The sequence below is a fragment of the Halohasta sp. A2 genome (genome assembly GCF_056175805.1).
Genome location: NZ_JAQFWV010000011.1, coordinates 26,057 through 40,889 on the forward strand (window position 1 = coordinate 26,057; position 14,833 = coordinate 40,889).

Annotated in this window: 11 protein-coding genes; 5 read left to right on the top strand and 6 right to left on the bottom strand. The window is 59.0% G+C overall.

Translation table 11 applies throughout. The features are described from left to right. Positions 1-3: 3 nt before the first annotated feature. Positions 4-1,296: an ABC transporter substrate-binding protein gene (locus O2S87_RS05240; protein ID WP_475407750.1), complete on the bottom strand. Its 1,293-nt coding sequence runs from the start codon at positions 1,294-1,296 to the stop codon at positions 4-6. Between the two features lie 212 nt (positions 1,297-1,508). On the opposite strand from O2S87_RS05240, the gene O2S87_RS05245 reads away from it, so the two are divergent. After that, positions 1,509-2,636 (top strand): ABC transporter ATP-binding protein, encoded by a 1,128-nt coding sequence (locus O2S87_RS05245; RefSeq protein WP_475407751.1) that lies wholly within the window; start codon positions 1,509-1,511, stop codon positions 2,634-2,636. 21 nt (positions 2,637-2,657) lie between these two features. Here O2S87_RS05245 and O2S87_RS05250 read toward each other — a convergent pair whose 3' ends face one another. Then, entirely contained in the window at positions 2,658-3,626 is a 969-nt protein-coding gene (locus O2S87_RS05250; RefSeq protein WP_475407752.1) for an IclR family transcriptional regulator domain-containing protein, read from the bottom strand. Between the two features lie 182 nt (positions 3,627-3,808). Next, positions 3,809-4,885 carry a glycerol dehydrogenase gene (locus O2S87_RS05255; RefSeq protein ID WP_475407753.1) on the bottom strand — a complete coding sequence of 359 codons (1,077 nt, stop codon included), beginning with the start codon at positions 4,883-4,885 and terminating at the stop codon, positions 3,809-3,811. Positions 4,886-5,097: 212 nt separating this feature from the next. Between O2S87_RS05255 and rdfA the strand changes: the two genes are divergently transcribed. The 3 genes from rdfA (at position 5,098) to O2S87_RS05270 (ending at position 9,397) form a co-directional block, all read left to right on the top strand. Continuing rightward, a complete protein-coding gene (gene rdfA / locus O2S87_RS05260) occupies positions 5,098-5,733 on the top strand; it encodes a rod-determining factor RdfA (RefSeq protein WP_475407754.1) in 636 nt (211 codons plus the stop codon). A gap of 73 nt (positions 5,734-5,806) precedes the next feature. Continuing rightward, positions 5,807-7,633, top strand: a complete 1,827-nt coding sequence (locus O2S87_RS05265) for an archaea-specific SMC-related protein (RefSeq protein WP_475407755.1) — start codon at positions 5,807-5,809, stop codon at positions 7,631-7,633. A 504-nt stretch (positions 7,634-8,137) separates the two neighbouring features. Continuing rightward, positions 8,138-9,397, top strand: coding sequence for an RNA-guided endonuclease InsQ/TnpB family protein (locus O2S87_RS05270; RefSeq protein ID WP_475407756.1), 1,260 nt, complete (start codon positions 8,138-8,140; stop codon positions 9,395-9,397). A 76-nt stretch (positions 9,398-9,473) separates the two neighbouring features. Here the strand turns inward: O2S87_RS05270 and O2S87_RS05275 are convergent, their stop codons facing one another. The 3 genes from O2S87_RS05275 to O2S87_RS05285 all read right to left on the bottom strand — a co-directional run bounded on the left by O2S87_RS05275 (position 9,474) and on the right by O2S87_RS05285 (position 13,278). Beyond that, the gene (locus O2S87_RS05275; protein ID WP_475407757.1) at positions 9,474-10,238 is read right to left on the bottom strand and encodes an IclR family transcriptional regulator; all 765 of its coding nucleotides are present in this window, start codon (positions 10,236-10,238) and stop codon (positions 9,474-9,476) included. A 95-nt stretch (positions 10,239-10,333) separates the two neighbouring features. Beyond that, on the bottom strand, positions 10,334-11,485 hold the full coding sequence (gene dgoD, locus O2S87_RS05280) for a galactonate dehydratase (RefSeq protein WP_475407758.1): 1,152 nt from the start codon (positions 11,483-11,485) through the stop codon (positions 10,334-10,336). Between the two features lie 257 nt (positions 11,486-11,742). After that, positions 11,743-13,278, bottom strand: coding sequence for an FGGY family carbohydrate kinase (locus O2S87_RS05285; protein ID WP_475407759.1), 1,536 nt, complete (start codon positions 13,276-13,278; stop codon positions 11,743-11,745). Positions 13,279-13,410: 132 nt separating this feature from the next. Here O2S87_RS05285 and O2S87_RS05290 point away from each other — a divergent pair, with 132 nt between their 5' ends. Continuing rightward, on the top strand, positions 13,411-14,754 hold the full coding sequence (locus tag O2S87_RS05290; protein WP_475407760.1) for a class II aldolase/adducin family protein: 1,344 nt from the start codon (positions 13,411-13,413) through the stop codon (positions 14,752-14,754). Positions 14,755-14,833 lie beyond the last annotated feature (79 nt).

The window sequence follows — 14,833 nt, forward strand, 5'->3', positions numbered from 1 at the left end:
TCGTCATCCCTGTAGGTTGTCCGTGACGTCGGAGGCGGCCTGCTGGATACCTTCTTCAGGATCAAGTTCACCCGAATAGATCTCCGAAATCGCGTTGTTCACCGGCCGTGAGTAGTCCTCGTTGTCCTCGGTACTCGGCTCATACGAAAGTTCGTCGTTCTGTGCCATCTCCGAGAACGTCGAGAGCGTCTTCTCCCAAACGTCTGAACTCCGGAGATCGTCCGAATCAAGCACGTCTTGGGCCGCCGGTAGGTGACCCGCTTCGGTCCCCCATTCCAGGCTGTTCTGGGTGAGCCATTCGGCGGCTTCGATCGCGGCTTCTTGATTGGAACTACTGCTGGGCACGCCGAGGGAGTGACTGTTAGCCCATGTCTGTGGGGTCGACTGATCGGGGGCGACGAACGGCTTGGCCATTCCCCAGTCGAAGTCTTGGCCTTGGAGCGCAGCGTAGTACCATGTCCCACTAATAGTCATTGCAAGATCTCCTGACCGAAACGCTTTATCTCCCCGTTCCTCTGACGAGTCAGCTCGGTCCCATTCCCACTCGTTGGCGATGTCGTGGTAGAACTGAGCAAGGGCCACCCCATTCTCATCATCAAAGACGGCTTCCGTATTGTCTTCATTGAGGAACTCGCCGCCAAGTCCGCGCTGCCACGCGACGAACTGTCGGACGAAATATAAGAGATACGGCTCAGGATTGAATGCCCGCTTGTCTGTCTCAGCGGTAATCGTGTCAGCAGCCTCCGTCAGCTCCTCGAAAGTTGTCGGCGGACTTTCGGGGTCAAGCCCAGCCTCCTCGAAGATATCCTTGTTGTAGTACAGCCCGTTCGGATGCGTGTCCAGCGGAAGTGCAAGCCGGTCGCCGTCGAATTCCGTTTGCTGCCAGATGGAGTCGACGTACGCATCCGAAGTTCCATCACTAAGCATTTCGCCGAGCGGCGTGAGCGCATCGGTGAACCGCTGAATCTGAGGTGTATGGAACACTGCGAGATCAGGAGCGTCATTCCCTGTCATCGAGGTGAATAATTTGTCGTAATACTCGTTGAACGGCTGTCGCTCCCGTTCGATCTGAATACTGTCGTGTTCCTCGTTGAATTTGTCGACGAGGGTTTCCATCGCGTCACCGTCCCCACCGGCGAACAGCGTCCAGTACTGGAGCGTGGTCGTCCCACCTGAGCCACCACTGCCGTTACTACCACCCATACAACCTGCAAGGCCAGCGATTCCGGCCGCACCTGCTACTTTGATAAACTTGCGCCTATTCGACGGTGTCACTGCTTGCGGCTTGCGAACCATCAACGATACCAATAGGGAGTAAATATATAATTGTTTTTATTGTAGATTGTATTGATTCCATAATGACGTCACACGCTCACTATACGCGAGGGGCTATCTAGCTGTGACATTCAGATTGTCATCCATCGTGTAAACAAACGCCGATAGATGAAATTATCACGAAAGATGCAAAACTATATATATGACTTAGTTAAACTTTGTCACGGTAGCATATGAGTAGAGTAAGCTTCAGCGAGATAAAGAAAATGTACGGCGATGTACTCGCCGTCGAAAAAGTGAATCTGGAGATCGAGGACGGTGAGTTCGTCTCGTTACTCGGGCCGTCGGGATCCGGCAAGTCAACCGTCCTAAGAATGATCGCCGGACTCGAAGACATCTCCAGTGGCGAGATCAGTATCGGTGATCGAGTGATCAACGATATTCACCCGCGGGACCGGGGGATTGCAATGGTGTTCCAGAACTACGCCCTGTACCCGCATATGACCGTTCGGGATAACTTGTCGTACGGACTCAAGCTGACATCCGATCTTTCCGATGACGAGATCAAAGAGCGCGTGGAAGACGCCGCCGAGATGCTCGGAATTGAGGATCACCTCGAAAAGAAGCCTGCGGGTCTCTCGGGCGGTCAGCAACAGCGCGTCGCCACGGGGCGGGCAATCGTTCGGGAACCCGAAGTGTTCCTGATGGACGAGCCGCTATCGAACCTGGATGCAAAGCTGAAGATGCATATGCGGACCGAACTGCAGCGGATCCACGACGAACTCGAAACGACAACCGTCTACGTCACCCACGATCAAGAAGAGGCGATGACGATGTCAGACCGGATCGTCATCCTCGCCGAGGGGCACATCCAGCAGGTCGGAACGCCCGACGAAATCTACAATCACCCCGCCAACCTCTTCGTCGCGGACTTCATCGGTAGTCCGGCGATGAACTTCTTCGATGTTGAGCTCGATGGAGCTGTTCTTGATGGAGAGGGCTTCGAGTATCCGCTTTCGAAGTCGAGCGCCGATTCCGTCCGGGACTCGACGACGACATCCGAGCTGACTCTCGGTGTGCGGCCGGAGGATCTCAGTATCGTCGACTCCCCTACAGAGCAGAGTATCCAAGCCACAGTCGACGTCGTCGAGCCGGTCGGCAGTGACAACTACATTTATGCGAAGGTCGCTGGACAGGAGGTCACAATCCGTGTCCCGGCCGACGTGAAGCCGACAGTTGGTGATACAGTCTCGATCCAACTCGATGAGGACGACATCCACCTTTTCGATACGAGAACGGAACAGAACGTGTTCGCAGATAGTGAACGGATGGCGTCCCGTGCAGTCGAATCGGTTTCGTAGTTCCACCGTTCACTAGATCGGTTAGTCGACGTAAATAGAGTTGAGTTCGATAACGTTCGCCGCACCCTTGACCAGCTCGGGTATCTCCGTCTCCAGTCGGTCTCCTTGCATCCTGCTTTTCGGGGCGGCTATACTAACCGCACCGTGGAGCGGACTATTCTCGCTCGTCACTGAGGCGGCCACACATCGCATCCCCGGTTTGGCCTCCTCCATATCCAGCGCGTAGCCGCGGTCTCTGGTCTCTTCGAGCGCCTCGAACAGCGTCTCCCGGTCGGTGATCGTCCGGTCGGTAAACCGGGGCAGTCCGTGGCGCTCGATGATACGCTCGACGCGGTCGTCGGGAAGCTCGGCGAGGATTGCCTTTCCGAGACCGCTGCAATGCATCGGTTCGCGGAGGCCGATCTCGTGTGTCGTCTGGATCGCCTCGTCGCCGTGGGCCTTGTACAGCAGGACGTTCTGTCCGTGCTCGACCACACTGAACAATGCTAGCTCGCCGCTTTCGGCAGCCAGTTTGTCGACCTCCTCGGCGACGATGTCGAAGATGCCGGTGTTGTATTTGACTCGTTCGCCGATATCGAGGAACTTGAGTCCGTTTCGATACGTACCGTCCTGCTCAACGACGTAGGCAATCTCCTCCAATCGCTCGAGATATGTTTCGGTTGCGGAGGTGGTCTGATCGGTCTCTGTGGCGACTTCTTCGGGGGTCGCACTCTCCATCTCGTTCAGTGCCTCGATAATCTCGAAGACAGGGTCGACACTCTGGAGGTTCTGTGTCGTCGGCCGATAGATCCCGTCGACGTTCTGTACCCGGTCGCGTTCGACCAATGTCGCCAGATGTCGGTGAACGGCGCTTTTCGAGACGCCGATTCTGTCGGCGAGTTCGGTGACACCGGCTTGTCCATGGGTGTCGAGGTAGTCGAGAATCTCGAAGGTGGTCTCGACGGCTTGCACTGTTCGGGCCGCCTTCGTGTTCCCGTCGTCTGAAGCCATATCTGTACGTTATCATTGATAATGAAATATCTTTCCCCATGGGGAACAATATCCTTTATTGTTCTCTGTTGGTGAACAGTTGGTTTCTTGTTTCCTCTTTGGTTCATAGCTGAGGGGGGTTGTTTCGAAGACGGGCATTCCACCGAGTTAGTGTGTGACAACCATGGGCAGTGGGTCGCTGACTAGGAGTCCTCAAGAACGCGGAGAGCGTCGGCGATCTGCTCCGGAGAGACGTCGACCGCCATGTTGGTTATCGGTCCCGCAGGGTCGGTTGCCTTGCGACCGACCGCTTGCAGTTCCGCATCGGAAGGATCGCTCACACCGAGATCCGTAAGCCCGGTCGGCAGTCCGATCGAGTCTGCGAACCCCCTGACATCGTCGACTGTCTCGTCGGTCGCGCCTTCGAGTAGCAACTGCGCGAGGAGCCCGACGACCACTTTCTCACCGTGTGTCGCCGACGCAGTCTCGGGGAGCGCCGTCAGCCCGTCGTGAATCGCGTGTGCGGCTGCCAGCCCGCCGTTCTCGAAGCCGAGGCCACTCAGCAGGATGGCCGCCTCGGTGACGGCTTCGACGCTCTCGGTCACCGATCCCGATTCGACAGCCCGGACAGCGCCCTCGGCGTGATCGCGGAGCAACTGGTGACACGTTCGTGCAAGTGCACGGCCCGCGTAGGTCGGCCGATCATCGAACACGGTCGTTCCGCCGCTTTCCCATGCTGTTTTCGCCTCGTACCATGTCGCAAGCGCATCGCCGATCCCGGAGACGAACCAGCGAGTTGGTGCGGCTGCAATGACGGCCGTATCAACGAGGACGAACGCCGGATGGCGGTGGTGCTGTTCTGCAGTGGCGAACGTTCCATCGTTCCCGTAGATGATCGACAGACTGCTAGTCGGTGAATCGTTCGAGGCAATCGTCGGCACCGAACCGACGGGTAACTCACGCCGAGCGGCAACCGATTTCGCCGTGTCGAGGGCTTTTCCACCGCCGATACCGACGATGACGTCCGCCCCGACATCTGTCGCAGCCTCGGTCAACCGGTCGACCTCGTTGGTGCAACACTCGCCGTCAAACTGCGCGCGGTCGACCGTCCCTGTTGTGGCTTCGAAGCTCTCTTCAACCGTCTCGGCGGTCAGCTCCCAGACCGTCTCATCGGCAATCACGAACGCCGACGAACCATGTTGAACCGTCTCATCACCCAATCGAGCCAACGCGCCCGCCGATTGGATGTACCGTCCGGGGCCAGAAAAGGTCCGTGTCATATCGGCGAATCGTGGTCCCACCCTATCAGTGTATGGTATCCGTTCAGTGTGAGTGGGTCGAGACAGTCACGCCGAGGATACCGATGCAGTTCGCCGGTCGACAACACAGCCCAATTTAGGACACCACTATATTCGTCCCATTTGTGTGGCTTAACCCAGTCTCTCGCCGGGACCACAACGTTTAGAAAACCGAACTGTAACTAGTGAGTACGATGGTTTCAGCCCACTGTTGTAAGGTTGACCGGGTTCGTGCAGCTCAGGGCATTCTGCCCCCAAGCCGTGTGGACGGTGATCTTGACGGCTATCTCGTCGACAGATGGATTGGCGAGGGCGAGGCCGAACCGGCCGGTGTTCGCACACTCACCGAATGGTTCAACAAACAGGTTCTCAAAACGATCTATCGTACCCACGGACGATCCGATTCGAGTGTCCGGATCGATTCAGACTACGAGGCGCTTCGGGGAAACGGGGTACCCGACCACGAACGGGCGGAACTCCTCTCGGAACTCGCCGACGACGGGATCGACGGTGAGGCCACGACGAAGCAGTTCATCGGGAAGAGCACGATGTCACGCCACCTCAAGAAGTGTCTCGATGCGACCAAGGAGGCCCCCGAGTCGCAGACCGAGTGGGAGATCGACCGGGTACGGATTGCAACCAATACCTACCGTTCGCATCTCGAATCGGCACTCCGGTCGCTCGGAAACAAAGACCGGATTAGCGGCGTTGACGAGGCAGGGCTGCAGATCCAGTCCTACCTCTCCTGTCCGGAATGCCCGAGTCGTGTTACTGTCGAACAGGCATACGAGCAGGGGTATGTGTGTGCCGACCATCGTGATGACTCATGATGACACGTCATAATACGGAAAGGGAATCAACTGAACGACTGATTTAAGTCATCACTCTCTAATATTGACGTATATGTGGCAACTCGAGGTTTCGAACATCGCCGGGATCCGTCATGGCAAGCCGACAGTCAAGCCCGGAATCAACGCGGTTCAGGCGAGCAATTGGCAGGGTAAAACGTCGCTGGTAACGGCTCTCAGAACAGTTCTCGGTGGCGCAGTTACGGCTTCGACACTTACTGATGGCGCAGACGAGGGCCACGTTCGGCTCCAGACACCGGAGCAAGCCTACGAACGGCGTCTCCGGCGGAGTGGCGAGAGTGTGAGTGCGGATGGCCAGCCGTATCTCACGACGGAGCAGCAACAGGCCGCTGCCGAACTATTTGCCTTTTTGGACGAACACAATCGGATTCGAACCGCCGTTCGTGAAGGCGATGATCTCACACCGTATCTCATCGAACCGCTGGAGCGCGAGGACATCGAAGGCCAGATCCAGCGTCTCAAATCCGAACGGGAGACGGTTGCCTCCGAGCTCGACACTGCACAGCAGGCGGCCGATCAACTACCAGCGAAGACGGAGACGGTCAAGCGACTGGAACGGGAGCTTGCGGAGCTACAGGCAGACATCGAGGATCTAGAGGGCGATGCGACCGAGAGCGGTGAACAAGAGGAGCTTCGTGAGGAACTAACAGCGGCTCGCCGCGAGCGGGAACAGGTCAGCCAGCGGGTCAACCGGCTCGAACGGAAAATCGAGTCCCTGGTGTCCCAGATCGAGGACAAAGAGAGCGAACTGGAATCCCTGACAGTCTCTACGACACCGAACCTCTCGGAGATGCTGGAAGACAAACGGACCGCACTCTGCGAGGTCGACCAGGAGATCGAGACGTTGGAGTCGCTGTACAACGCCACGAAAACTGTACTTGATGGGGGACATCTCGATCTCGTTGCGGATGTCGACCGCCGGATCGAGGGCGATCACCTTTCCTGCTGGGTGTGTGGCAGTGACACTACACGCGAGGCTGTCGAAGCGCGAATGGACGGGCTAAGCGATGTGATCTCCGATCGCCGCGACCAGCGCTCGGCGCTCCAGTCGACGGTGTCCGACCTCGAAGAGCAACAACGCAACACTGATCAGAAGCGTCGACGGAAACACTCACTCGAAAACAAGCTCAACACGCTCGAATCGAATCTGGCCGACTCTCAAGAGGAACTCACGGCTGCCGAATCCGAGCTAGCCGAGCACACCGATCGTATCGAGACGCTCGAAAGCGAGGTCCGAGAAACGGACGATAGACGAAAGTCACTCGAACAGGAGATCGCCCGGACGGAAGCGAAACTGGAGAGCCAGCGTGCGGACATCACGGAACTCGAATCGCGCGCACAGCAGCGCGACTCCCTACAAGAGCGCTACAAATCGCTCTCCGCGGAAATCGAGGAGTTGCGTTCGCGCCGCGAACGGGTGATCAGGACGGCACGGACGGCGTTCGACGAGGCGCTCGAAGACGTCGTCGAGAAGTTCAATCCGAGCTTCGAGCAGGCGCGTCTCAAAAACCACGTCGACCCGAACTCGGGGCGAACGGAACAACTGGAACTGATCATCGCCCGCGACGGCCGTGAGATCTCCGTCGACGCACTCTCCGAGGGGGAGGTCGAACTGATAGGACTCATCGCGGCCCTCGCTGGCCACGAGGCGTTCGACATCGCTGATCAGGTGCCGTGTATCCTGCTCGATGATCTCGGCGGACTGGCCAGCGAACACATCCACACACTTGTCGCGTATCTCGAAGCCCGCACGGAGTATCTCGTCACAACAGCCTATCCCGAGGCTGGCGAGTTCGACGGACACGTGCTCTCACCGGCCGACTGGGATGTCGTTTCGGATCGCGTCGACCAAACCGCCTGACTGCGAAGGCCACAAACACACGGCCCTCACCGGCTCCGACGAAGCAGTCTACCTATCTATTCGTTCGGGTAGTCGTCGACTGGATCTGTTTGGGACGGCACTTTATGCGTCCCAAAAGTCTGGCGAACCAGCAGTCTCACTCCTCTGAGGTCTGTGCTCGTCCGAGACGCAACTCGGAAACGCGCCTGTGAGGGGTTCCTCCGTTCACTAATGCCGAATGATATAGCACTATTAATCATGTGTTTATTAGAGAGGTATAAAAACAATCGCTCCGGTGACCACGCTATGGGCCGGAATCATTCGGTAATACCGAACACGATTTGACAGTGCTTTCGCTGTCCTCTGTCCCGTTTCAGCATGATACAAGGTGGAGCCTCCGGCCTCAAGGAGTCAACGTAGTGAGCGAGTAGGCCGGAGAGGAAACCGACATAGCATGACACAACCACTATACGACGGCTACCCGACTCCCAAACGTATAAGAAGCGCCAGTGTATAATCTGAAACATGGAAGTTCGACGCACCGTACCCGTCAAACTTGACGTTCCTGACGAGCGGCGCGAAGACTTCCACGAATCTGCCCAACAGTTTCTCTACTGTGCAAACCGTGCCGCAGAGTTCTGTTGGGATAACACCGACTACAAACAGTGCGTCACGGCCAATAGTACCGCACGGGACGCACTGTATGACGATCTCCGCGCAGAAATCGACCTCACCGCAAACCTTGTTCAAGAAGCGATCCGTCGAGCTGTGCACGCCGTCAGAGGCTGTGTCGAACGGTGGAAACAAGGCAAACGTGTGAGCCAACCGGAATTTACCTCATGGAGTATGGTCTATGATAAGCGGAGCGCAACGTTCTATCGAAATAAAGTCTCACTCTCAACCGTCAACGGACGTGTTGAGTGCGACTTTGAACTCCCTTCGGACAGCCCAACCCCCTACGAACAGTACGTGTTGTCCGATGACTTTGAGTTCCGTGCAAGCACACTGCAATACGACAACACAACCGACGAGTTCTACTTTCATATCACCACACGGAAGTACGACACGGAAAACGACAGTGACAAACACATAGAGGTTTCGGAAGATGCCGGGAACCAGACAGTCCTCGGTATCGACCTCGGTGTGAACAGTCTTGCCGTATCGTCTACCGGACGATTCTGGAACGGCGACGACTACGACCACTGGTGTCGTGAGTTTGAAAAACGACGTGGGGAGATGCAACGACGCGGAACGCAGGCCGCTCACAACGCTCTGCTTCGCCTCGGTAAGCGTGAAGTAGCATGGCGAAAACAGTATCTCCACATCGTCGCTAACGAGATCGTCACAGAAGCCGTTGAATATGAGTGCGACGTGATCGTGTTCGAGGATCTGACCGATATTCGTGAGCGACTGCCACAGGCGAAATGGCATCACATCTGGGCCTTTCGTCGGCTGATTGAGTATGTTGAATATAAGGGACCAGAACAGAGAGTGTCGGTCGAACAAATTGAACCGAACCACACGTCACAACGTTGTTCACAGACAGACTGTGGGTTCACACATGAGGATAACCGCGACGGAGAACAGTTCTGTTGCCTGAAATGCGGGTATGAGGTGAACGCAGATTACAACGCCGCAAAGAATGTCGGGATACGGTACGCTCGAAAAGAGCATCACAGACTCCGTTCGTCGCCCACGTCGACGGGCGGAGACGCACCAGTAGACGTGCGTTTGAATGGTGGGATGTTGACCGGCGACAGTTACCAGCCAATTGCTGGCGACTGATCGCCGGGAGTCCACATCAAAGCCCTACCCTCAAGGACTGAGGCGCGTATGCGCCGAAGGAGTAGGGTAGGGTAGTTTACGACTTACGGAGCGTGTTCTGAATGCGGTTGGCAGAACTGATGACGAGCCCGGGGAGGTCCTGCTGGAACCGTTTGCCAGAGAGGCTCTCTGTATCAGTGGCCAGATAGATCGCCCCTTCGACACCACCGTCGGAACCCGTGACGGCTGCTGCAATGGCTCGTTTGTCTGGATGCCATTCCTCGCGGTCGACCGCGAGGCCGCGTGCGGTGACAGTCCGTAGCTCGGCGTCGAGTTCCGACCGGTTCGACTGCTCCTGTTTGGCTTCGCCGTCGACCGCGTGGTCGGCGAGCAGCTCGTCACGGCGGGCCGTCGGAAGCGCCGCGAGGATCGCCTTTCCGGGGGCAGTGCTGCGGAGCGGCAACCGGTCGCCCGCCTCGATTCGCAGCGCGTCGGTGTCCGAACCGAGGCGATGGTGGAGGCAGACAACGCTGTCGCCTTCGAGCACGGCGATCCCGGCCGAACAGCTCGCAGCGGTCGACAGCTGGACGACCTCGCTGACCCCTATCTTATAAATGGGGTACTGCGAACGAGCGTACGATCCGATTCGGAGGAACCGGAGACTGACGCGGTACTCATAGTTGTCTTTGACGACGAAGCCGAGGCCGGTCAGCGTCTCCAGATGGTTGTGAACCGAGCTTTTCGATCGCCCGAGGGCCTCGGCGACCGCGGTGAGTCCCGCCCCATCGAGCTCGATGATCGTTTCGAGGATCTGCACACTCGTCTGTGTCGCCGTCACGGGGAGATCTGAGCTATCTGCCATACCGACACGTCACGACAACTGCACATAAAGATGTTCACCATTACCGAATCAGGCACTGAGACGGAGATAGAGGCAGAGGCGGAATCTGCGGGGAGTCACCATTCAGCAACGCTGCCGTCATCGTGGTACCAGATCGGGTTCTGCCAGTCGATGTATGACTGCGTCTGGTCCCGAACGACGGCCTCGTCGACCTCGATCCCGAGCCCGGGGCCATCGGGCGCGGTGACGTAGCCGTCGACAAACTCGAAGACCGCCGGGTCGGCCAGATACGCCAGCAGGTCGTTTTCCTCGGGCTGGTCGACGTCGAGGCTCTGGGCCTGCACGATGCTGTTCGGTGTCGCCATATCGAGGTGGAGGCAGGACGCTAGCGAGATCGGGCCGAGCGGACAGTGCAGCGACACCAGAATGTCGGCGCTCTCGGCGCTGCTGGCGATCTTTCGGACCTCCGAGATCCCGCCCGCGTGCGAGGGCGAGGGCTGGATGATGTCTACTACGCCCTCGTCGATCAGCGGCGCGAAATCCCACCGCGAGTAGAGCCGCTGGCCGATCGCCAGCGGGACTTTGGTGCTCGTGGCGATGTCAGCGAGGGCATCGGCGTGCTCCGGGAGGACAGGCTCCTCGTAAAACATCGGATCGTAGGGGTCGAGTTCGGTCGCCACCCAGTCGGCCATCGCCTTCGTTACGCGGCCGCGGAAGTCGACGCCGATGTCGACTTCGGTGCCGACACGCTCCCGAACCGCCGCGAGCCGCTTGCGGGCGTGGTCGACGGCCGCTGGCGAGTCGATCCGGCGGAACTGCGAGACCGCCGAGAGTTTTAGGGTTCGGTAGCCAGCGTCGACCGCCTCCTCGGCGGCATCGGCGATCTCTCCGGGCGTGTCCCCGCCGATCCACTGGTAGACCCGAATCCGGTCGCGGGCTCGGCCACCAAGTAGTTCGTAGACCGGTGCGTCGTATCGCTTACCCTTGATGTCCCACAGTGCCTGATCGATGCCGCCTATCGCGCTCATCAAAATGGGGCCGCCGCGGAAGTGTCGACCGCGGTACATCGCCTGCCAGTGGCGCTCGATCTCCATGGGGTCTTTTCCGATGAGATAGTTGTCGAGGATTTCCTCGACGGCCGCCTGCGTCGTCTTCGTGTGGCCCTCGACGATGGGTTCGCCCCAGCCACAGACTCCCTCGTCGGTTTCGAGTTTGAGAAAGAGCCACCGCGGCGGCACGGCGAACAGTTCGTAGTCGGTGATTTCCATACGCCGACAACGAAGCTATCGAGGAAATAGGTTGTGCCGACTGAGGGTCGACGCCTGTCGCCGTCGGTTGCCCGCCGACGGCGGCTTTCGGCCCGGTGGCGTCAGTGATTGGTCAGCGTATCGATCGGCTCTATCGATTAGCTCTATCGATCGGTTCTATCGGTTGATTCTGTTGGTTAGTGTAACGCACGGCGTTATCAGCATGTGATCCTTCGTTGGTGATGTGTAGGGTGCCTCGTTGTTGCCCGTCGACGGGATCACTGTGCGGCCGGTGTTGTGGTTTGCGTCTCTTCGAGACGCTTCAGCGCCTCGATGCGGTCGTCCCAGACATCGAACATCGCCTCGTAGGCATCGTGGTAGAACTCGTACCACTCGTCGTACTTGGGAACGTTTGCCGCGTTGGGTTCGAACTGATCGGTGTGGCGAACGGTGCGGTCGACGGCCGATTCGAGGTCGTCGTACTCGCCGAGGGCGACCCCCGTCAGTAGGGCGACGCCCTTCGCGCCGAGTTCGTCACCCTCCGGCAGGACGATTGGGGCGTCGAGACAGTCGGCGAACATTTGGCACCAGAACGCTGACCGCGAGCCGCCGCCGCTGATCATCACGCGGTCCGACTCCACGTCGATGTGCTCGAACGAATCGCGCATGGCGAGGGCGACCCCCTCGTAGATCGCCCGCATCATGTGTTTCTGGGTGTGTTCGGGCGAGAGCCCAATGAACTGCGCACGGGCGCTCGTCTTGAGGAAGGGATGCCGTTCACCCGAGGAGCTGAGATACGGGTGATACAGCAGTCCCTCAGAGCCGACCGGGACGGATTTGACCTCGGCTTCCACGTCGGCGAATTCCCGTCCGGAGGCGATGTGTTTGTACGACCAGTCGATGTTCGGGGTGCCAGCCATCGACGCCATCGACCGGAGGTAGAAGCCCTCGTCGACCGCGAGCGTAAAGCCCCGGCCCTGGAGCTCGTCGGGAGCCTCTGTCAGGACGGTCTGGTTCAGCGAGGTCGTCCCCACGATCGAGGAACTCTCGCCGGGACGGACTGCGCCGCTGCCGATCGCACACGCCGGGATGTCGAAGACGCCCGAGATGACCGGCGTCCCCTCGGGCAGGCCGGTTTCGACCGATGCGTCGGCGGTCACCTCGCCAATGATCTCGGTTGGCGAGGCGAGGCGGGGCAGCAGGTCCGCGACGCCGTCGTAGTCGACGAGTTCGAGCACCTCTTCGGAGTACTCTCGGGACTCAATGTCCAGGAACGGCAGCGTCGCGTCGCTGTAGTCCATCGTCCGCTCGTCGGTGAGGTTGTACTTGAGCCAGTCCTTGCAGTAGAATACCGTGTCGGCCTCCTCTAGGGTGTCGGGCTCGTTTTCGGCTAGCCACTGCATGATCGGCAGGGTGACTCCGGGAAAGATGTCGGTTCCCGTCGCCTCCCGTATCACATCGGCTTTTCCGTTCTCGACCCACTCGTCGACGATCTCGGAGGCACGGCCGTCCGACCAGAGAATCGCGTCCCGAACGGGGTCACCCTCTTCGTCGATTAGCCAGCAGCCGTCTCCTTGGCCCGTGATGCCGATACCAAGGATTTCGGTGTTGTCGTCCAGATCTTCGACGACTTCACTAATGACAGTGGCCGTTTTCTTCCAGTTGGTGGTCATGTTCTGCTCTTGCCACCCTGACTGTGGGTTCTCAACTGGGTTTTCGATTGATGCGATCTCGATTTCGTCGCCATCGAGATCGAACACTGCGGCTTTGAGGTTCGTGGTGCCTGCGTCGACACCTATGAGTACACGGCTCATGCGCAGTTAGCAATGATCAACCCTGATATATAATTGGATAGGGTTAGTGTCGAGTGGGTTTCACCAACTCTCTGAACTGTTGGCAACTACATACATTAATAATCCCCCTCGGCAAACGGGTAGGTACGGACCATGACAGACCCATCTGCCCAGCAGGTAGTCAGTGAGCTTGGTCGACGGATGCTCGCCGACGGCCTCACCAAAGGAACTGGTGGCAACATCAGCGTCAAAACCGACGACGGGAACGTGGCGATCAGCCCCTCGGGGATGGCCTACGATGAGATCGAGCCCGACGATGTCCCCATCGTCGACATCGACGGCACCCATCTCTCGGGCGACCGGAAACCCTCAAGCGAGTTCCGGATGCACACCGACGTGCTTCGGGAACGCGATGACGTGGGCGCAGTCGTCCATAACCACTCGCCGTTCGCCAGCACCTTCGCCAGCATTGGCGAGGCCGTCGGCCCGTCGCACTACCTCATCGCCTTCATCGGCGACGAGATTCCGGTCGCCCCATACGAGACCTACGGGACGGCCGAACTCGCCGAAGTGGCCCTCGAAACTCTCGGCGACGAATACAACGCCTGCCTGCTCGAAAACCATGGAGTGCTGGCCACCGGCGCGACCGCGGAGGCGGCCTATGAGGTCGCACTCATGGTCGAGTACTGCGCCCGCATCCACTACTATGCGCTCGCTATCGGCGAGCCGAGCCTCCTTCCGGACGAGGAGATCGATACCTTGCTCGACCGGTTTGCGAACTACGGTCAGACGCAATCCGCGGACGACGTGGGAGCCGAGCCCGCTGCGGCGGCCGAGCTTTCGGCCGACCGACTCGCCGACCTCCAGCCGAACCGCGAGGCCGTCAGCGAGTTCGGCCGGAAGATGCTCCACCAAGGGCTGACCGAGGGCACCGGCGGCAACATCAGCTCCCAGCACGGCGATCTGGTGGCGATCAGCCCCTCGGGCATGCCGTACGACGAGATCGAATCCGAGGACGTGTCGGTCGTCGACCTCGATGGTGAGCACGTCGCTGGCAAACGCAAACCCTCCAGCGAGTTCCGGATGCACACCGACATCCTTCGCGAGCGTGACGATGTGGGCGCGGTCGTCCACAACCACTCGCCGTACGCCAGCGCCTTCGCCAGCCTCAACGAACCCGTTGAGGCCTCCCACTACCTGATCGCCTTCGCGGGCGACCAGATCCCGGTCGCCCCGTACGAGACCTACGGGACGGCCGAACTCGCGGAGGTCGCCCTCGAGACCCTTGGAGAGGAGTACAACGCCTGCCTGCTCGAAAACCACGGCGTCCTCGCGCTCGGCGACTCCGTGGCCGAGGCCTTCGAGGTCGCGCTGATGGTCGAATACTGTGCCCGGATTCACTATCAGGCCCGCAACATCGGCGAGCCGAAACTCCTTCCGGACGCGGAGATCGACACGCTGCTCGAACGGTTCGCGGACTACGGTCAGGACCACTGACCGTGCGGTCGACTCGTGACCGCAGCGCGTCACCAACCCACCAAAACGAGAGCACCTAACGACTATCATGCTACAAACC

Bases quoted from the DNA above. Each gene is read 5' to 3' on its own strand.
- O2S87_RS05245 (WP_475407751.1), top strand. From the start codon at position 1,509: ATGAGTAGAGTAAGCTTCAGCGAGATAAAGAAAATGTACGGCGATGTA.
- rdfA (WP_475407754.1), top strand. From the start codon at position 5,098: ATGGTTTCAGCCCACTGTTGTAAGGTTGACCGGGTTCGTGCAGCTCAG.
- O2S87_RS05250 (WP_475407752.1), bottom strand. From the start codon at position 3,626: ATGGCTTCAGACGACGGGAACACGAAGGCGGCCCGAACAGTGCAAGCC.
- O2S87_RS05240 (WP_475407750.1), bottom strand. From the start codon at position 1,296: ATGGTTCGCAAGCCGCAAGCAGTGACACCGTCGAATAGGCGCAAGTTT.
- dgoD (WP_475407758.1), bottom strand. From the start codon at position 11,485: ATGGAAATCACCGACTACGAACTGTTCGCCGTGCCGCCGCGGTGGCTC.
- O2S87_RS05290 (WP_475407760.1), top strand. From the start codon at position 13,411: ATGACAGACCCATCTGCCCAGCAGGTAGTCAGTGAGCTTGGTCGACGG.
- O2S87_RS05255 (WP_475407753.1), bottom strand. From the start codon at position 4,885: ATGACACGGACCTTTTCTGGCCCCGGACGGTACATCCAATCGGCGGGC.
- O2S87_RS05265 (WP_475407755.1), top strand. From the start codon at position 5,807: ATGTGGCAACTCGAGGTTTCGAACATCGCCGGGATCCGTCATGGCAAG.
- O2S87_RS05270 (WP_475407756.1), top strand. From the start codon at position 8,138: ATGGAAGTTCGACGCACCGTACCCGTCAAACTTGACGTTCCTGACGAG.
- O2S87_RS05275 (WP_475407757.1), bottom strand. From the start codon at position 10,238: ATGGCAGATAGCTCAGATCTCCCCGTGACGGCGACACAGACGAGTGTG.
- O2S87_RS05285 (WP_475407759.1), bottom strand. From the start codon at position 13,278: ATGAGCCGTGTACTCATAGGTGTCGACGCAGGCACCACGAACCTCAAA.